A 19,302-nucleotide genomic window follows, 5' to 3' on the forward strand; every position below is an offset into this window, starting at 1 on the left:
ACGATGTTCTACGATACCGCCAAGCGCGATCATGGATTGCCGCAGGACCCGTTGAAGGCGGTGATCGTGCCGCGGCCGATCGGCTGGATTTCGACGGTCGACAAGCAAGGCCGAGTAAATCTGGCACCCTACAGCTTCTACAACGGTGTCGGCGAGTTTCCGCCGATGGTCTACTTCGCCATCACCGGCACCTACGGCGATACGCCAACCAAGCACAGCCGCATGAACGCCGAGGAGACCGGCGAGTTCGTCGTCAACATGGTGGCGGGCACGTTGAGCGAGAAGATGAACATCACCACCGCGATGGTGGCCTATGGTGTCGATGAGATGAAGCTCGCCGGGCTGACGCCGGAACCCTGCCGCTTCGTGAAGCCGCCGCGGGTCAAGGAGTCACCTGTGGCGCTGGAGTGCAAGTACTGGAAGACGATCGAGCTGCCGGTCGAGAAGGGCCACGAGGAAAAGCGTGGCTCCATCGTGCTGGGCCATGTGGTCGGCGTGCACATCGACGACTCCATCCTGAAGGATGGACGGGTCGATATCATGGCCTTCAAGCCGGTCGCGCGGCTGGGCTACAGCGAATACACCACCACTGAGAACGTCTGGCGGATGCGCCGTCCCGACGATCCCCGATATCAGTGAGCTGAAACGACTGGCGCCACGCTGCGCGCCATCGCCAGCACGCGCCTGTCGGCCATCGCCTCGCCCATCAGCATGAAGCCGACCGGCAGTTCGCCGGCGGCATGGCAGGGTAGGCTGATGCCGCAACGGTCGAGGAAATTACCGACTGTGGTGTTACGCAGCAGCAGCATGTTCTTCCTGGTGAAGCCGTCGGCCGTCGAGACCTCGTCGAGGGTCGGCGCCACGATAGCGCAGGTCGGCATGATCACCGCGTCGTAGTTCGCCGTGATCGCCGCAACGCGGCGCTGCAGGTCGGCCCGCTTGCCGAGCAGCTCGATATAGTCGGCCGCGTTCATCTCCTTGCCCCGCAGGATGCGCGGGGCCACGAGCTGGTCGTAGTCGTTGTGCCGGCGGGCGATCAGGTCCCTGTGCCAGGCATAGGCTTCGGAGGCGGCAAATCCGCCCTTGGCATTGATGGCCGGCAGCTCGTTCAGCTCGACGAGATCGATCTGCTCGATCTTCACGCCCTTGGCCGAGAGCGCCTTGCAGGCACGCTCGAAGGCCGTGGCGACGACAGGGTCGAGTTCGTCCATCACGAACTGTTTGGGGATCGCGAAGCGGAGGCCGGAAAGCGGGGCGGCGGCCGGCACCGAGATCGGCTCGCCGGCGAACACGGCATCGACGATGGCACAGTCTTCAACCGAGTTGGCGAGGGGGCCGATCGAGTCGAGCGAAGTCGACAGCGGCACGACACCGTCGATCGGCACGCGCCGCGCCGTCGGCTTGAAGCCCGTGAGGCCGCAGACCGCGGCGGGGATGCGGACGGAGCCGCCGGTATCGGTGCCCAGTGCGGCTACGGCCATGCGGTCCGCGACCGAGACGGCAGCGCCGGAGGAGGAGCCGCCCGGCACGCGCTTGCGGTCGGCAGGATTGCCGGGCGTGCCGTAATGCGGGTTGAAGCCGACGCCCGAGAAGGCAAACTCGCTCATGTTGGTACTGCCGACGATCACCGCGCCGGCGGCCCGCAGGCGCGCAACGACAGGCGCGTCTGCAGCAGCCGGCTTGGCATCGTCGAGGGCAATCGAGCCAGCGAGCGTCGTCTCACCTGCGACGTCGCAGAGGTTCTTGATCGAAACGGGAATGCCGGCGAGCGGCGAAGGAACGAGCCCCGCCTTGCGCTGGATGTCGCTGGCCTCGGCGGTGGCGAGGGCCTGTGATCTCCACACTTTGACGAAAGCGCGCTTGCCTTCGCCCTTGGGATCCTCGATGCGCGCCAGCGCCTCTTCGGCGAGCTGGCGGGAAGTGGTACGGCCGGCGGCCAGATCCGCGGCGAGCTGCCCTATAGTGGGATTCTGCGTCGGGTTGGCCATCGGACTCCTTACCTTCCTCGATTCTTCACCAGATCGTCGACGACCATCGGATCGGCCAGAGTCGACGTATCGCCGAGATTGCTGAAATCGTTCTCGGCGATCTTGCGCAGGATGCGGCGCATGATCTTGCCCGAACGCGTCTTGGGCAAGCCCGGCGCCCATTGGATCACGTCGGGCGTGGCGATTGGACCGATTTCCTTGCGCACCCAGGCGACCAGCTCCTTGCGCAACTCCTCGGAAGAGTGCTCGCCGGCTTTCAGGGTGACGTAGGCGTAGATGCCCTGGCCCTTGATGTCGTGCGGGAAGCCGACCACGGCGGCCTCGGCCACCTTGGTGTTGCCGACCAGCGCGCTCTCGACCTCGGCCGTGCCGATGCGGTGGCCCGAGACGTTGATCACGTCGTCGACGCGGCCGGTGATCCAGTAGTAGCCGTCCTCGTCGCGGCGGGCGCCGTCGCCGGTGAAGTATTTGCCGGGGTAGGTCTTGAAGTAGGTGTCGATGAAGCGCTGATGGTCGCCGTAGACCGTGCGCATCTGGCCGGGCCAGGAATTGATCAGGCAGAGATTGCCGGTCGCGGCGCCCTGCAGCTCCTTGCCGTCGGCATCGACCATCACCGGCTGCACGCCGAAGAACGGCTTGGTGGCGGAGCCCGGCTTGAGCGCCGTCGCGCCCGGCAACGGGGTGATCAGGATGCCGCCGGTCTCGGTCTGCCACCAGGTATCGACGATCGGGCAACGGCCATCGCCGACCACGCGGTGGTACCACAGCCAGGCTTCCGGATTGATCGGCTCGCCGACCGAACCGAGCAGGCGCAGGCTCTTGCGCGTCGCCTTCTTCACCGGCGCCTCGCCTTCGCGCATCAGGGCGCGGATCGCGGTGGGCGCGGTGTAGAAGATGTTGACCTGATGCTTGTCGATCACCTGCCAGAAGCGGCTGGAGTCGGGATAGTTGGGCACACCCTCGAACATCAGGGTCGTGGCGCCGTTGGCGAGCGGCCCGTAGACGATGTAGCTGTGGCCGGTGACCCAGCCCACGTCGGCGGTGCACCAGTAGATGTCGCCGTCGTGATAGTCGAACACGTACTGGTGCGTCATCGCGGTGAAGACGATGTAGCCGCCGGTCGTGTGCAGCACGCCCTTGGGCTTGCCCGTCGAACCCGAGGTGTAGAGGATGAACAGCGGATCCTCGGCGTTCATCGGCTCGGGCGCGCACTCGGCCGGCACCTTGGCGGCGATCTCGTGCCACCACACGTCGCGGCCGGCATCCCAGCCGATCTTGCCGCCGGTGTGCTTCACGACCAGCACCTTCTTCACGCCCGGGCACTTCGTCAGCGCTTCGTCGGTGTTGGCCTTGAGCGGCACCGGCTTGCCGCCGCGCAGGCCTTCGTCGGCGGTGATGACGACGTCGCTTTCGCAATCGATGATGCGGTTGGCGAGACTGTCGGGTGAGAAGCCGCCGAACACGACCGAATGGATGGCGCCGATGCGCGTGCAGGCGAGCATGGCGTAGGCCGCTTCGGGGATCATCGGCAGGTAGATCGTGACCCTGTCGCCCTTCTTGACGCCAAGCTCCTTCAGCACGTTGGCCATGCGGCACACTTCGGCGTGCAGCTCGCGATAGGTGATCTTCTTCGACTTCGCGGGATCGTCGCCTTCCCAGATGATCGCCGTCTGGTCGGCGCGCTTGGCGAGGTGACGATCGACGCAGTTGGCCGACACGTTCAGCACGCCGTCGTGATACCAGCGGATACTGACATTGCCGGTGTAATCGACGTCGCGCACGGCACCGGGGCTGTACGGCTTGATCCAGTCGATACGCTTGCCGTGCTCGCCCCAGAATCCGGCAGGATCCTTGACCGACGCGTCATACATCGCCTTGTACTTCGCTTCGTCGACATAGGCGCGCTTCGCCCAATCGGAGCTGACGGCGATCACCTCATCGGCCATGGCATTCCTCCCGTATCGCTAGGCTTAAGCCGGCAATTAGCTGCGTTCTAGCGCGCCGTGATCGCGCTCGGCAATTCGACTTTGGCCGCGCCCTGCGGCAGCAGTTTCACTCGGTGAACCAGGTCGTGAAGTCCTGGATCGGCGCACGTTCGGTGATCAGGCTGTTAGGGACCACATCAGGATCGGCATGACCCAGCGCCAGGCCGCAGATGACGACCTGGTCCTCGGGAATCTTGAGCTCGCGCCGCACGACATGCTGATAGCGGCTGAACGCCGCCTGCGGACAGGTGTGCAGTCCCTTCTCGCGGGCCAGCAGCATAAGCTGATCGAGAAAGATGCCACAGTCGATCCACTGGCCGTTACCCATGCGCTTTTCGACGCAGAGAATCATTCCGACCGGGGCATCGAAAAATTCGTAGTTCTTGCGGAACTGCTTCATCATGCCGGCGGCGTCGCCGCGCGGCACGCCAAGGAGCGTGTAGAGCTGCTTGCCGACAAGCTTGCGGCGCGTGTCGTAGACCGGCGTGAATTCCTTGGGATAGACGTCGTATTCGCCGCCCGGCCCGTGATCGCCCTCGTCCATCGCCTTCAGGATTGCGGCCGACAGGCGTTGCCGGGCCTTGCCCATGGTGACGTAGAGCTTCCAGGGCTGAAGATTACCGTTCGATGCTGCGCGGTTGGCATTGGTGATGATCCATTCGATGTCGGCCTTGGCCACGGGCTCGGACTTGAAGACCCGCATCGAGCGGCGGGAATTGATGGCTTCGGACACGCGCATGGACAGTTAGCTCCGAGTCAGGTGGCGACGCATGAAGTCGAACAAGGTGCGCAGGGCAATGCCATACTCCTTGTCGTTAAAATAGTGCGTCGCGCCGGGAATGATAAAGGCTTCGACGTCCTTTCCGTGATTTCGCAACGCCTCCGCCATGGTCGTCGTCTGATCGACCGGCACGTTCTCGTCGCTATCGCCATGGATCAGCAGCACCGGAATGTCGATCTGCGCAACGCGGAATATCGGAGAGCGAACAGGCAACCCTTCGGGGCCGCAGAGATCGTCGAGATAATCGCGAATGAACGGATTTGCCGCGCGCCAGCGTGCGAGATCGGTCGGCGCAAAATAGGAGGCGACCGCCTTGATCGGCGGCTTGTGCGCTGCCGTCAGCAGCGCTACCTGGCCGCCCATCGAAGCGCCGACCAGGCCGATACGGTCGCGATCGACCGATGGCCGCTTGGTCAGCCAGTCGATGGCCGCCAGAACGTCGAGCGGCTGGCGCAGCCCCTGATCGCTTTCGCCCTCCGAGCCCAGCCAGCCGCGCAGCGACAGCGCGAGCGTGGCGTAGCCGTTGGCGGAAGCCCGCCGCGCCAGGCCGACGAGATTGTGGGCATGGCCGGCGAAGCCGTGCAGCAGGATCAATGCCGGATAGGGCGGCTGTCCCGCCTGGGGCTTGAAGAAGTAACCGCCCAAGGTGACGCCATGACCGGGCACGCGCACCTGCTCGGCGTCGGCGAGGTCGGGCAGCTCATCCCAACGGTGCACGACCTCGATCGGCACGCCGTCGGGATCGCGAAAGCCCACCGAGTAGTAGCCGGGGGCGAAGTATTCGAGTTCCTTGGGCGGCTGCAGGATCTCCGCGCCGGCGTCGCGCAGCTCGGCGAACACCTGATCGACCTGGGCGCGGCTCTCGGCCGAGACGGCAAGCCACAGCGCGCCCGGCCCGTAGGACACGCCGTCCTTGGCCTGGCGCATGACGAAGTGGTCGTAGCCGCGCGACCACATCACGCGATCGGGATGTGCCCAGACACGGCGGAAGCCCAGCATCGGCAACCACAGGCGATGGAAGGCCACGGAGCGCCCGAGGTCGCTCACCTCGATCGCGGCACCGGCGAAGGAGGGACGAGGGCGCATCAACTCGGTTCGAGCCCGAGCGCCAGCAGCTCGTCGCGGCGAAGATGCTGCTCGCCGGCGAGAAAGAACTCGTCGAGTTGCGGTGGCTTCACGGCAGTACCGGCCAGCATGGCGTGGGCCTGCCCGCGATGATGGGTCTGGTGTTGGAAAAGATGTTCGAGGATCGACAGTACGCTCGACGGCGGCGGCGTGCGGTTGGGCCGCGGCAACACCAGACCTTCGAGGAGGCTCGCTTCGGTCTGGCGTTCGCAGAAGGCGAGCAGCCGACGGTCGCTCGCGATCTGGGCCGTGTGGAGTGAGGCCGCGTCGGGAAAGTCGGGCGGCGGATCGTTGTAGCGCTGCAGCACTGTCGGATCGCGCTCTAGGGCGTCGATGTAATAGGTATCGACCCACAGAATGTGGTTCAGCGTGGCGCGCAGCGTGGGAAAGAAGCTCGTGCGCGGGGCAGCGAACTCCGCCGGCGACAGTGCCTTGCAGGCGCTGAGCAGGCGGTGGTTCGCCCAGATGTTGTTGCGAGCCATGGCGACGGTGTGGTCACCCAGCCCCCCGCGTTGAGAAGCTGGTGCCATGGCTCCCGTTTCTGCCGGCGTCAGGCTGCTTGGGCCAGGTTGCGCAGCACGTAGTGCAGCACACCGCCGTTCTTGAAGTAGCCGACCTCTTCGGCGGTATCGATGCGGCAGGTCACCTTCACCGTCTCCTTGGCGCCGTCGGGCCGATGGATGGTGAGCGACATGTCCATGCCGGGCTTCAGCTCGCCGTCGATGCCGGCGACGTCGAAGGTCTCGCGGCCGGTCAGGTTCAGCGTCTTGCGCGTCATGCCGTCCTTGAACTGCAGCGGCAGCACGCCCATGCCGACCAGGTTCGAGCGATGGATACGCTCGAAGGTCTCGCAGACCACCGCCTTCACGCCGAGCAGATTGACGCCCTTGGCCGCCCAGTCGCGCGAGCTTCCGGTGCCGTATTCCTTGCCGGCGATCAGGACCTGCGGCGTGTGCTCCTTCTTGTAGCGCATCGCCACGTCGTAGATCGGTTCGGGCTGGTCGGTCGTGAAGTGGTGCGTGAAGCCGCCCTCGATGCCCGGCACCATCTCGTTCTTGAGGCGGATGTTGGCGAAGGTGCCGCGCATCATCACCTCGTGGTTGCCGCGGCGCGTGCCGTACTGGTTGAAGTCCTTCGGAGCGACTTTGTGCTCCATCAGGTACTTGCCGGCCGGGCTGTCCTTCTTGATCGAACCGGCGGGCGAGATGTGGTCGGTCGTGATCGAGTCGCCGAACTGGCCAAGCGGGCGCGCGCCCGTGATGTTGGCGAGCGCCGGCGGCGTCTTGCCCATGCCGTCGAAATAGGGCGGGTTGCGCACGTAGGTCGACTTGTCGTCCCACGAATAGGTCAGGCTCGGCTTGGTCTTGATGCTGCGCCAGAACTTGTCGCCCTTGAAGACGTCGGCATAGCGCTTCTTGAAAGCCTTGGCCGTGACGAACTTGTCGACGGTCTTGGAGACTTCCATGTTCGAGGGCCAGATGTCCCGGAGGTAGACCGGCTTGCCGCCCTTGCCGACGCCGATCGGATCCTTGGTGATGTCGATCTTCATCGAGCCGGCGAGCGCGTAGACCACCACCAGCATCGGCGAGGCGAGATAGTTGGCGCGGGTCAGCGGATTGACGCGGCCCTCGAAGTTGCGGTTACCCGACAGCACCGAGCTGACCACGAGATCGCCGTCGCCGATCGCCTTGGTGACCGGATCGGGCAGCGGACCGGAGTTGCCGATGCAGCTCGTGCAGCCGTAGCCCACCAGGTTGAAGCCGATCTTGTTCAGATCCTTCGTCAGGCCCGACGCATCGAGATATTCGGTGACGACCTGCGAGCCCGGCGCCAGCGAGGTCTTGACCCACGGCTTGACCTTGAGGCCGAGCTTGACCGCGTTGCGCGCGATCAGGCCGGCACCCAGCATGACGTAAGGGTTCGACGTGTTGGTGCAGGAGGTGATGGCCGCGATCACCACGTCGCCGTGGCCGAGGTCGTAGTCGGTACCCTTGCACTTGACGCGCTTGCCGTCGTCCTTGCGGTCGAATTCCTTCTCCATGTTCGCGACGAACTGCGAGGCGGCATCGGTCAGCGCCACGCGGTCCTGCGGGCGCTTCGGGCCGGCGAGGCTCGGCACCACGTCGCCGAGGTCGAGCGACAGCGTGTCGGTGAAGATCGGCTCGGGCGACTTCTTGGAACGCCACAGGCCCTGCTTCTTGGCATAGGCCTCGACGAGCTTGGCAGCCTGGCCGCGGTTGGTCGTCCGGAGGTAGCCGAGCGTGATCTCGTCGACCGGGAAGAAGCCGCAGGTCGCGCCGTACTCCGGCGCCATGTTGGCGATGGTCGCGCGGTTGGCGAGCGGAAGGTCTTCGAGGCCCTCGCCGTAGAATTCGACGAACTTGTTGACCACGCCCTTCTTGCGCAGCATCTGCGTGACGGTCAGCACGAGATCGGTCGCGGTCGCGCCTTCCTTCAGCTTGCCGGTGAGCTTGAAGCCCACGACGTCGGGGATGACCATCGGCTGCGCCTGGCCGAGCATGGCGGCTTCGGCCTCGATGCCGCCGACGCCCCATCCCAGCACGGCGAGGCCGTTCACCATCGTGGTGTGGCTGTCGGTGCCGACCAGCGTGTCGGGATAGGCGATCGTTTCCTTGCCTTCCTTCTTGGTCCACACGACCTGCGCCAGATACTCCAGGTTCACCTGATGGCAGATGCCGGTGCCCGGCGGCACGACGCGGAAGTTGTCGAACGCCATCGCACCCCAGCGCAGGAACTGGTAGCGCTCCAGGTTACGTTCGTATTCCAGCTTCACGTTGGCGCCGAAGGCCGAGCTGTTGCCGAAATTGTCGACGATCACCGAGTGGTCGATCACGAGGTCGACCGGCACCAGCGGGTTGATCTTGGTCGGATCGCCGCCCAGCTTGCCCATGGCATCGCGCATGGCTGCGAGATCGACGACGGCCGGCACGCCGGTGAAGTCCTGCATCAGGACGCGGGCGGGGCGGAAGTTGATCTCCTTCGTCGACTTGCCACCATTCTTCAGCCAGCCTGCGAATGCCGCGATGTCGGCCTTCTTGACCGTCGTGCCGTCCTCATGGCGCAGCAGGTTTTCCATCAGGACGCGGAGCGAGAAGGGCAGGCGGGAGAGGTCGCCGACCTCCTTCTCGACCGCCTTGAGGCTGAAATAGGTGTAGCTGCGACTACCGACCTTCAGCGTCTTGCGGGCCTTGAAGCTGTTGGGATGGGCGGCGGCCATATCGTACTCCTGCGAGGTCGGTTTTTATGCGGACGGATGGCAAAATAGGGGCACGGAACGGCACAGGCAATCGGCGGATGCAGCCTGGTGGTCCTTGTGCCAGATTGGTGCCATGCAACGTCGAATGGTGCAGCTGTTCGGGCTCGTCGCCATCGTCCTCGCTCTATCTGGCGAGGCCGTGGCGCAGCGCAATGCCACTGAATCGTGGGATCCGTCGTCGCGGGAGTTTCCCTCCAGCGGTCCTTCGGACAGCTCGTCGGGTTCGGGGGCAGCTGCGGCGGGCCGGAATGCGACGCTCGATTCGCTGAACAAGATCCTGTCGGCCTCGCAGCTCTCGGCCCTGGATCGTTCGATGTATCTGAGCATCCGTGCCTTTCAGCTCAGCCGGCTCGGACGCGACGCGGACAGCCAGAAGGACATTGCCGAGATGGGCCGGGTCCTGCCCTCGGACTGGCAGGTCGTAATGTCGCTGGCCATGCCGAGTCTCGCAGGCGGCGGCGACCGTGCAGCGGCACTGCGCACGCTCGACAGTGCCCTGGCGCGTAAGCCCGGCGATCCCTCGCTGATGGTCGCCCAGGCCCAGGTCTATATGCAGATCGCCGATTTTCCGCGCGCTTTGGGGCTGCTCGACTCCGCCCTGGCCAATGCGAAGAGCGACAGCGAGCGACGCGCTGCCTTGTTTTTCCGCGGCCATGCCAACTTCAATCTCGGCAACTACGCGCAGGCTGCCGACGACTTCAACGGCTCGCTGGAGGGCCGTCCGACCCTCAAGTCGAAGATTTCGCCGCTTCTCTGGCGCTACGCCGCGCAGGTGCGCGCGCGGCGCGACGCACGGGCGGCGCTGGCGAGGGATGTCGGTGCCGAGAGCCTGAACGAATGGCCCGGCCAGATCGTGCGCTTCCTGTTGGGCAAGGGCTCATCGGGCGAACTCGAGGTTGCCGCCGAGTCCGACGAAACCGCCAAGCGCAGCAATGGCAAATGTCCGTCAGCCTTCTTCATCGGCATGGATGCGGTGCGTCGCGGCGACAAGCAGAGGGCGCGCGAACAGTTCCAGCTTGCCCAGGCGCGTTGTCCCACGACCTCGGAGATGAACTGGGCCGCCTCCAGCGAGCTGAAGCGACTGTGAGGATCAGCCCGCCAGCGCCAGGGGCGCGATGAAGCGGGCGACTTCGGAAAGAACGTAGCTGGGCTGCTGCAGGTGCGGGCTGTGGCCGCAATCGGCGACCAGCCTGGTTTCGCAATAGCCGCCGACCTTGCCGGCAATGATGCCGAGCTGCAGCTCGCTGCCATACTCGTCGTCTTCGCCCTGGACCGCCTGCAGGGGCACCAGCACGCCGGGCAGCCTGCCGTTGGCGTCCATCGGCTCGAAGCCCGGCGCCACCCAGGCGTCGGACCACAGATGGAAGGCGCGGTCGACGTTGTCTCCATGATACTTGGAAAGCCGCTGACGCAGGTCGCCTGCGGCAAAGGCCTCGCGCGCCTTCCGGATTGCCGCGACGCAGACCGGCTCGTTGATCGCATGTGCGGCCAGGGTCACGACGGCGCGCAGCGGCTCGGGATCGCGGGCGGCGTAGTTCAAGGCAATCGTGCCGCCGTCGCTGTGGCCGACCAGCACGCAGTCGTCGACGGCCAGGGCCGCGAGCAGGCGCGGCAGAATGTCGTCGGCCTCGATCTCCATGTAGCGGACGCCCGGATCGGACGGCCAGGGACTCGACCGGCCGTAGCTGGTGCGGTCGTAGACGATGCCCCGGCAACGCGTGGCGTCGCAGAGTTTCTGCGGAAAGTCGCGCCACATCTCGATGCAGCCCAAGCCTTCGTGCAGAAAGACGAGCGTGGTGCGTTCCAACCCGTCATCCTGGGCGGGCGAGAGGCGGCGCACGCGCAGGCGGCGGTCGCCAAGGTCGATCAGTTCGTCGTCGAGGTTCACACCTCAGATGTAGCCGGGACGCGGCGCCGAGAGAAGGCGCCGGGTTAGCGCGCAGCCTGCAATGGAGCCTTGGCCGGTATCGCCGACGGCGGGCGGCACTTCGAGCGCTCGTTGGCGAGGGCCGTATCGCGGTTCCACCAGCCGCCGCCCAGTGCCTGGAACAGGGCAGCCGTGTTGGTGAGCCGCGCCGCCTGCGCCTGGATGCGTGTCAGGATGGCCTGCTGATAGGTGAGTTCGGCGATCAGCACGAAGATGTAGGTCGTATCGCCGAGTTCCAGGCGCTTGCGGGCGATGTTGAGGCTGGTGGCGGCGGCGCGTTCGGCCTCGACGGCGGCCTTCAACGTTGTGGCGTCATATTCGAGCGCGTTCAGCGTGTCGGCGACGTTGCGAAAGGCGGCCAGCACGGTCGACTGGTATTGCGCATCGGCCTGCTCCAGTGCGGCCTTGGCGCCCTTCTTCTTGGCGTAGAGCGCGCCGCCGTCGAGCACGGTCTGCGCGATGTTGAACCCGGCTATCGTTCCGGGGATGCCCGCCCCGAACAGCGTGTCGAGGCTGACGGAGTTGGCGGTGATGCCTGCGCTCAACGTGACCTGCGGCAACTGGTTGGCGATCGCCACGCCGACCAGTGCGCTGGCAGAGTGCAGGTTGGCTTCGGCGGCGCGCACGTCGGGACGCTGCTCCACCAGTTTGGACGGTAGACTGAGAGGCAACTCGCCGGGCAGCTTGAGATCGCCGAGCTCGAAGCGTTCCGCGACTGGATTGCTGGGCAGCCGGCCGGTGAGATTGGCCATCAGGTTGCGCTGCTGCGCCAACGCCTTCTGTAGCGGCGGCAGGATGGCCTCCGATTGCGCCATGGCGGCCTGCTGTGTCGCGACGTCCGCGCCGGGAATGGCACCGAGCCCGGATTGCTGCGTCAGGATGCCCAGCGTTTCGCGTTGGGCGGCGATGATCCGTTTGGTCGCCTCGACCTGGGCGCGCAACGAGGCTTCGAGGATGGCACCCGCAACAACATTGGACGCGAGCGACAGATAGGCGCCTTCGAGCTGGAAGCACTGCGCTTCGGCAAGCGCATCGAGCGACTCGATCTGGCGACGGTTGCCGCCCCAGATATCGAGGGCATAGGTGATCTGCAGTCCGGCCGTGAAGAGACCGAAAATATTCAACGACTGGTCCGAGAGCGGCGATTGCAGAGTGGTCGCCGTCTGATTTTGTGACCCGGTGAAGCCCGCCGAGATCGTCGGAAACAGCGTCGCCCGCTGTGCCCGCGCATTCGACTGCGCCACCTTGAGCGATGCGGCGGCGGCCCGGATGTCGGGATTTGCCCTCAGCGAACGTTCGATCAGGCTGTTGAGCTGTGGCGACTGGAACACGCCCCACCACTGGCCGGGAATGTCCATGCCCTGCACGATGCGCTGCGCCTCGCCGCCCGGAATGCCGGCGGCGATCAGGTCCGCCTTCTGGTCGGGCAGATAGGTGCGGGTTCCCGGGCCTTCGGGCGTCATGAAATCGGGCCCGACCGAGCAGGCGACCAGCGCCGTTGTTACGGCCAGGGCCGGAAATGCCTTGAGAAAGAGACGTCGCATCATGATGCCTCCGCGGCCGATGCTTGGGGGGCCTCGCTGGGGGCGGGCAGGTGTCGGCGCGAGAAGAGGCCGATGGCTGCCGGCAGGACAGTGAGGAAGAGCAGAGGCGCCAGCAGCGTGCCGCCGACGACGACGGTCGCCAGCGGGCGCTGGACCTGGCTGCCGATCGCCGTCGAGAAGGCGGCGGGCAGCAAGCCGACCGCCGCCGCGGCGCACGTCATCAGCACCGGCCGCAGCTGCACGCTGCAGGTCTCGCGCAGCGCGGCCTCGCGGTCGCGGCCCGCGTCGATCAGGCGGTTGAAGCAGGACAGCACCATGATGCCGTTCATGGCGGCGATGCCGAACAGCGCGACGAAGCCGATGGCCGCGGAGATACTGAAGGGCATGCCGACCACGAAGAGGCCGAGAACCCCGCCGATCAGCGCCATGGGGATCGCGCTGGCCGCCAGCAGCGTGTCGCGGAACGAGCCGAAGCTCATATAGAGCAGCAGGCCGATCAGGCCGATGGCGATCGGCACGGCGACGGCCAGTCGCTGCAGTGCGTTCTTGAGGTTGCCGAACTCGCCGACCCACTCGATGCGATAGCCGCCGAGGATCTTCACCTGCTCGGCCACCTTCTGCTGGGCCTCGAGGATCGCGCTGCCGAGGTCGCGGCCGCGCACGCTGAACTTCACCGGGACGTAGCGTTCCTGCTGCTCGCGGTAGATGTAGTAGGCGCCGGAAACGAGCTCGACTTTGGCAACTTCGCTGAGCGGCACCTGGGTCACGCCGTTACCGATCTGGACGCCGATCTGGATGCTTTTGATCGCTTCGAGGTTTTGCCGGTATTTCGGCGCCAGGCGGACGACCATGGGGAAGTGCCGGTCGCTGCCGCCTTCGTAGACATCGCCGGCCGTCTGGCCTCCGATGGCGGCCTGGACGGTTGCGTTGATGTCGCCGGGCGCGAGGCCGTAGCGCGCGGCCCGGGTGCGGTCGATGTCGATGCGGATCGTTGGCTGGCCGAGCGAGGCCGACACGGCGAGGTCGGTGATGCCCGGCACCGTTGCCAGCACGTTCTTGATCTCGGTTCCGAGCTTAGCCAGCGTTTCGAGATCATTGCCGGAAATCTTGACCGAGTTCTCGCCCTTCACGCCGGACGCGGCTTCCTGGACATTGTCCTGGATGTACTGGGAAAAGGTGAATTCCACGCCGGGGAAGGCCTTCTGCAAGGCGTCGTTGATCTCGGCGATCAGGGCATCCTTGTCGACACCCTTGCGCCAGCGGTCGAGAGGCTTCAGCGGCACGAAGAACTCGGCATTGAAGAAGCCGGTCGAGTCGGTGCCGTCGTCGGGGCGACCGTGCTGGGAGATGACGGTTTCCGCCTCGGGGAAGCTCTTGATCAGCTTGCGCATGCGGTTGGCGTAGTCGTTGCCGGCTTCGAGCGAGATCGACGCCGGCATGACGGCGCGAATCCACATGTTGCCTTCTTCGAGCTTGGGCAGGAATTCGAGCCCGATGGTGCTGCCGGCCAGCACGGCCAGCGCGCCGGCGCCGAGGCCGGCCGCCAGCGTGACGCGGCGGCTGGCCAGCGCGACGTCGCGCAGTCTCGCATATCCATGGCTGAGCATACGCACGGCGCGCGTCTCGGCGTGAGCGACCTTGTCCGGCAGCAAGAGTGCTGCAAGGGCGGGCGAGACCGTGAAGGTGGCGATCAAACCGCCCAGCAGCGCGTAGGCATAGGTGCGTGCCATCGGTCCAAAGATGTGGCCCTCGACGCCGGACAGAGTGAACAGCGGCAGGAAGCCCGCGATGATGATCGTAGCCGAGAAGAAGATCGCCTGCGTTACCTCGCTCGAGGCGTGGAAGATCGTTGCGAGCTTGCCGGTGAGGCCTTCCGGTGTCGGGCGCCGGTAACTTACCGCCGGGCCATGGCTTGCCTGGGCGAGGTGGCGGAAGATGTTCTCGACCATGATCACGGTGGCATCGACGATGATGCCGAAGTCGATCGCGCCCATGGACAGCAGGTTGGCCGATTCGCCACTCAGCACGAGGATGACCACGGCGAACAGCAGGGCGAAGGGAATGGTGGCCGAGACGATCAGGGCGCTGCGCAGGTCGCCGAGGAACAACCACTGGATCAGGAAGATGAGCACAACGCCCATCACCATGTTGTGCAGCACGGTATGGGTGGTGACCTCGACCAGGGCGCTGCGGTCGTAGATGCGTTCGATGCGGACGCCTGGCGGCAGGATGTTGCCGTTGTTGATCTTGTCGACCTCGTCCAGCACGCCGGTCAGCGTCGGCATGGTTTCCGCGCCGCGCCGCATCAGCACGATGCCCTGGATGATGTCGTTGTCGTCGTTCTGGCCGGCGATGCCGAGCCGTGGCTGGTTGCCCACCGTGACGGTGGCGACATCGGAAACCAGCACGGGCGCGCCATCGCGCACCGTCAACATGGTGTTGCGGATATCGTCCATCGAGCGGATCTGGCCGACGCTGCGCACGATCGCCGACTGCGAACCGATATTCACGGTGTTCGCGCCGACATTGATGTTGGCGTTGTTCAGCCCGTCGAGCACCTGCTTCAGCGTGAGGCCGTAGGCCATCAGCCGGTCGAGATCGACGGTGATGTCGTAGGTCTTGGTCCTGCCGCCCCAGCCGGTAACGTCGATGACGCCGGGGATCGCCTTGAAGCGGCGCTGCAGGATCCAGTCCTGTACGGTCTTGAGGTCGGCCGACGAATAGCCGGGCGGACCGGCCACACGGTAGCGGAAGACTTCACCGATCGGGCTGGTCGGCGAGAGAACAGGCTGTGCGCCGTTGGGCAATGGGCCGAGCTGCGACAGACGGTTGATCACCATCTGCGAGGCCTGCTGGTAGGTCACATCGTAGGTGAACTGCACCTTGACGTCGCTGAGGCCAAAGAGGGAGACGGTGCGGATTGCCTGGATATACGGAAGGCCCGCCATCTGGATCTCGATGGGGATCGTGATGTAGCGCTCGATCTCTTCCGACGACTGGCCGGGATTCTGCGTGATGATGTCCACCAGCGGCGGCACCGGGTCGGGATAGGCCTCGATGTTTAGCCGCGCATAGGCGAACAGGCCGGCGACTAGGAGCACTCCGCTCAGGATGACAACCAGGATGCGTTGCCTGAGGGCGGCGGCGATGAGGGATTGCATGGGATGATCGCCGTGCTGGAGAAAGTGCCGGGGCTGGCGGCGCCCGGCAGGCCGTCAGTCGCGCTTGGCCGCGCGATCGATGAATAGTGTACCGCTCGTCACCACGGTTTCGCCGGTCTGCACCCCCTTGCGCACTTCGACGAAGCCGTTGGCGGTCGTACCGACCTCGATGGGACGGGAGACGATGGATTTGTCTTCGGGGCGAGCGACCCAGACGCGGGCATCGGCCCCTTCGTAGACGATGGCTTCCTGCCGCACCGCCGGCATGGTCTGCGGCACGCCGGTGACGATGCGGAAGCTGGCGAACATCTCGGGCATCAGCTCGCGATCCGCATTGGCGATCTCGGCGCGTACCGGAAGGCGGCGCGTGTTGGGGTCGAGCGCCGGCGCGACGTAGCTCAGCTTCGCATTGAAGGTCCGGCCTGGATAAGCCAGCACGGATACCTCGACCGGCGCGCCGACCTTCATCCGCGGCGCGTCGGATTCGCGGACATTGGCGATTAGCCAGACTTTCGAGAGGTCGCCGATGTTGAACACAGGATCGGTCGCGCCGGCATTGATGTACTGGCCGAGGCCGATCTTGCGCTGGATCACGGTGCCGTCGATCGGGGCGGACACGATGGTCTCGGCGCCGATGCGGTCGACCTTTTCGAGCTGCTCGATCTCGGCGTCGGAGCGGCCGAGGATGCGCAGACGGTTGCGCACGGCGGCGAGCGCGATATCGGCCGACCTGAGATCGCCCTGTGCGGCGACGAGGTCGGACTGGGCCTGTTCGAGGTCCTTCAGCGCGCCGCCGCGGATCGACAGGAGTTCCTTCTGGCGCTTTTCGGCCATCTGGGCGAGAGCGAGCTTCGAACGCGCCTTTTCGACGCCGGCGACGGCGGTCACGAGATCGTTCTGGCCTTGTACGAACTCGCTCGCCTCGATGGCGAACAGCGGAGCGCCACGTTCGACGTGGTCGCCGGGCTTGGCGATCAGGCGCGTGACGCGACCGGAGTAGGGCGAGAAGACCGGCGTCGTGGTGTCCTCATTGATGCCGATCTTGCCGTCGGTCGCACGCTCCTCTCGGAAGGCCACCTGCTTTACCGTCTCGAAGCGGAGGCCGGACCACTGTGTCTCGCTCGGGCGGAACGCGCCATCGGCCTCGACGACCGTTGCGGGGCGTGCCAGGGCATTGCTCGGCTGCGTGTCGAATGTCCCGACTGCGGCCAACGTCAGCCCGGCGATACCGGCACCGGCACCGGCAAACCAGAGACGGTTGCGGCGCAGACGGGCGATCAGGGAAAGGTCGGTCGGAGCGGTCATGATGAGCGACCCTAACCAGTGCGCATTACGTGCACCTGACGGTTGTCGACAAGGTCGAAGCGCCACCGGCAGCCGTCGTGCTAAAGTCAAACTAATGTAATCCCCGCTCCGGGAGGGCGTTGCCGTGAGAGTCCTTCTTGTCGAGGACAATGCCGAACTGGTTGCGCTGCTGGTCAAGGGGCTGGCGCGCAACGGTTTCTCGGCCGATACCGTAGATAATGCCGGCGATGCGGCGCATGCACTCGCTGCCATGCGCTACGCGGCGGTCGTACTCGACCTCGGCCTGCCGGACGAAGACGGGCTCTCTCTGTTGCGCGGCATGCGTGGCCGCGGCGATTCGACACCAGTCCTTGTGCTGACGGCACGCGACGGCGTTTCCGACCGGGTCAACGGACTGAGGGCTGGGGCAGACGACTATCTCGTAAAGCCCTTTGCCATGGAGGAGCTTGTAGCCCGGCTGCAGGCGCTGTTGCGCCGCCCCGGCAACATGCTGGGGCGCAGACTCACCTTCGGCAATGTCTCCCTCGATACCGAAGGGCGGCAGATCCTGGTCGACGGCACCGTGCGATCCTTTCCGGCGCGAGAGACGGCAGTGCTGGAGATCCTGCTGCGGCGGGGCGGCAACGTGGCGCCCAAGCGCCTGTTCGAGGATCAGCTCTTTGGCCTGTCGGGCGATGTCGGGTCCAATGCCGTCGAGGTCTATGTCCATCGGCTGCGCAAGATGCTGGCGGATTGCGGCGCCAACGTGCGGGTCCATACGGTAAGAGGCGTCGGCTACCTGCTCACCGAGGACAAGACCGGGTGAATCGCTTCCGCTCGATCATCTCCCGTGTCGTCGCGCTGCATGTCGTCACGGTCGGCTTGACCTCGATCCTGATGCCGCTGGCGCTCTACTGGCTTCTGAACCAGGCCGCCAACAACCTTCACCGCGACGCGCTGCGCAGCCAGGCACTCACCATCGGCAGTTTCCTGCGGCCGACGCCGAGCGGCGCCACGCAGCTCGAAATCCCGGCCGAGGCGATGCCGCTCTATTCCGGCGAGTATGCGCTCTATTCCTACGCAGTGCTCGATGCCGACGGAAAGGTGCTCTTTTCCTCCAGGGGCGACGACCAGCCGCTATTCGCCTCGATCGATCCTTCGTCGAGCGAATGGTTCAGCCGGCGGCGCAGCAGCGGCGCCGTACTGTTCGGCGTCAGCGTTCCTCGCGCGGTCGGCGAGCGACTCTACTGGATTCAAGTCGGCCAGGACCTCACGCATCGCGATGTCATCATCGACGACATCGTCCACTCGTTCATTCCGCGCGTCGCCTGGATTACCTTTCCGATCCTGCTGCTGCTTCTCTTGATCGACATTCTGATCTTTCGGCGGGCGCTCGAGCCGGTGCGTCAAGCCTCGACGACAGCAGCGGCGATCGGACCGACCAGCACAGATGTCCGCTTGTCGGAAGCTTCCATGCCGGCCGAGATCGTGCCGCTGGTCCATGCCGTCAATCAGGCGCTGGAGCGGCTGGAAGCGGGCTTCCGCGCACAGCGGGAGTTCACCGCCGATATGGCGCACGAGCTCAGAACGCCGCTTGCCATCATGCGCGCCCGGGTCGACTCCATGGACGAAGGACCGCTGCGGCAGTCGTTGCAGACCGATATCGTCAACATGACGCGCACCGTGAACCAGGTTCTCGACATCGCCGAACTCGAAAGCTTCGTCGTACGCGCCGACTCGACGGCGGACATTCACGCCGTTTGTGCCGATGCCGTGGGCTTCATGGCACCGCTCGCGGTCGGCAGCGACAAGACGATCGCGCTGACCGGCATCGAGGAGCCGGTTTGGGTGCGCGGCCACGCCGAGGCCTTGTTCCGGGCCGTGCGCAACCTTGTCGAAAATGCCATCCGCCATACGCCGCGCGGCGGCTCGATCGAGGTCGATGTGGCCGCCGATGGCACGGTGCGCGTGCTGGACACTGGCCCGGGCGTGCCGCAGGCGGAGCGGCAGTCGATCTTTGCACGTTTCTGGCGCCGCGATCGCGCCAAGGCCGACAGCCGCGGGCTGGGCCTCGCCATCGTCGCGCGCGTGGCGGCGGCCCACGAAGGCAGCATCTCGGTGGACGACCGGCCCGGCGGGGGCGCCGTCTTCACCTTGAAGCTCAGGCTGGCTTGACCAGCACGAATTGCCTGTGGCTATCTGCCTGACGGAACTGCCGCACAACGAGACG

General features: G+C 65.6%; 14 protein-coding genes. 4 read left to right on the top strand and 10 right to left on the bottom strand.

The genetic code is table 11. From position 1 onward, the window contains the following. Positions 1-3: 3 nt before the first annotated feature. On the top strand, positions 4-639 hold the full coding sequence (locus BN60_RS25275) for a flavin reductase family protein (RefSeq protein ID WP_020698973.1): 636 nt from the start codon (positions 4-6) through the stop codon (positions 637-639). On the opposite strand, the gene BN60_RS25280 is transcribed toward BN60_RS25275, so the two are convergent. From BN60_RS25280 to acnA, 6 genes are all read right to left on the bottom strand, one after another. Further along, positions 633-1,988, bottom strand: coding sequence for an amidase (locus tag BN60_RS25280; RefSeq protein ID WP_020698974.1), 1,356 nt, complete (start codon positions 1,986-1,988; stop codon positions 633-635). The two genes, BN60_RS25275 and BN60_RS25280, sit on opposite strands and share 7 nt — an antisense overlap. An 8-nt stretch (positions 1,989-1,996) precedes the next feature. Beyond that, a complete protein-coding gene (gene acs / locus BN60_RS25285; protein WP_020698975.1) occupies positions 1,997-3,934 on the bottom strand; it encodes an acetate--CoA ligase in 1,938 nt (645 codons plus the stop codon). Positions 3,935-4,040: 106 nt separating this feature from the next. After that, complete coding sequence (locus BN60_RS25290; RefSeq protein ID WP_020698976.1) at positions 4,041-4,712, bottom strand: nitroreductase; 672 nt, start codon at positions 4,710-4,712, stop codon at positions 4,041-4,043. Positions 4,713-4,718: 6 nt separating this feature from the next. Beyond that, on the bottom strand, positions 4,719-5,840 hold the full coding sequence (locus BN60_RS29260; RefSeq protein WP_020698977.1) for an alpha/beta fold hydrolase: 1,122 nt from the start codon (positions 5,838-5,840) through the stop codon (positions 4,719-4,721). Beyond that, entirely contained in the window at positions 5,840-6,409 is a 570-nt protein-coding gene (locus BN60_RS25300) for a DinB family protein (protein WP_051150191.1), read from the bottom strand. The genes BN60_RS29260 and BN60_RS25300 overlap by 1 nt, the downstream gene beginning before the upstream one ends. A 20-nt stretch (positions 6,410-6,429) precedes the next feature. After that, entirely contained in the window at positions 6,430-9,117 is a 2,688-nt protein-coding gene (acnA, locus tag BN60_RS25305) for an aconitate hydratase AcnA (RefSeq protein WP_020698979.1), read from the bottom strand. Between the two features lie 112 nt (positions 9,118-9,229). On the opposite strand from acnA, the gene BN60_RS25310 reads away from it, so the two are divergent. Further along, positions 9,230-10,243, top strand: coding sequence for a tetratricopeptide repeat protein (locus BN60_RS25310; protein ID WP_083856281.1), 1,014 nt, complete (start codon positions 9,230-9,232; stop codon positions 10,241-10,243). Between the two features lie 3 nt (positions 10,244-10,246). Here the strand turns inward: BN60_RS25310 and BN60_RS25315 are convergent, their stop codons facing one another. From BN60_RS25315 to BN60_RS25330, 4 genes are read right to left on the bottom strand one after another with little or no spacing between them, the layout of a single operon-like run. Beyond that, a complete protein-coding gene (locus BN60_RS25315) occupies positions 10,247-11,044 on the bottom strand; it encodes an alpha/beta fold hydrolase (protein ID WP_020698981.1) in 798 nt (265 codons plus the stop codon). A gap of 44 nt (positions 11,045-11,088) precedes the next feature. Then, the gene (locus tag BN60_RS25320; protein ID WP_020698982.1) at positions 11,089-12,630 is read right to left on the bottom strand and encodes an efflux transporter outer membrane subunit; all 1,542 of its coding nucleotides are present in this window, start codon (positions 12,628-12,630) and stop codon (positions 11,089-11,091) included. After that, the gene (locus tag BN60_RS25325) at positions 12,627-15,788 is read right to left on the bottom strand and encodes an efflux RND transporter permease subunit (RefSeq protein ID WP_020698983.1); all 3,162 of its coding nucleotides are present in this window, start codon (positions 15,786-15,788) and stop codon (positions 12,627-12,629) included. Before BN60_RS25325 ends, BN60_RS25320 begins: the two co-directional genes overlap by 4 nt. 54 nt (positions 15,789-15,842) lie before the next feature. Continuing rightward, on the bottom strand, positions 15,843-17,093 hold the full coding sequence (locus BN60_RS25330; protein WP_020698984.1) for an efflux RND transporter periplasmic adaptor subunit: 1,251 nt from the start codon (positions 17,091-17,093) through the stop codon (positions 15,843-15,845). 124 nt (positions 17,094-17,217) lie between these two features. Here BN60_RS25330 and BN60_RS25335 point away from each other — a divergent pair, with 124 nt between their 5' ends. Together BN60_RS25335 and BN60_RS25340 are read left to right on the top strand one after the other, a co-directional pair. Next, positions 17,218-17,898, top strand: a complete 681-nt coding sequence (locus BN60_RS25335) for a response regulator (protein WP_020698985.1) — start codon at positions 17,218-17,220, stop codon at positions 17,896-17,898. Next, on the top strand, positions 17,895-19,247 hold the full coding sequence (locus tag BN60_RS25340) for a sensor histidine kinase (RefSeq protein ID WP_020698986.1): 1,353 nt from the start codon (positions 17,895-17,897) through the stop codon (positions 19,245-19,247). Before BN60_RS25335 ends, BN60_RS25340 begins: the two co-directional genes overlap by 4 nt. Positions 19,248-19,302 lie beyond the last annotated feature (55 nt).

The sequence above is a fragment of the Reyranella massiliensis 521 genome (assembly GCF_000312425.1).
Classification (GTDB): domain Bacteria; phylum Pseudomonadota; class Alphaproteobacteria; order Reyranellales; family Reyranellaceae; genus Reyranella; species Reyranella massiliensis.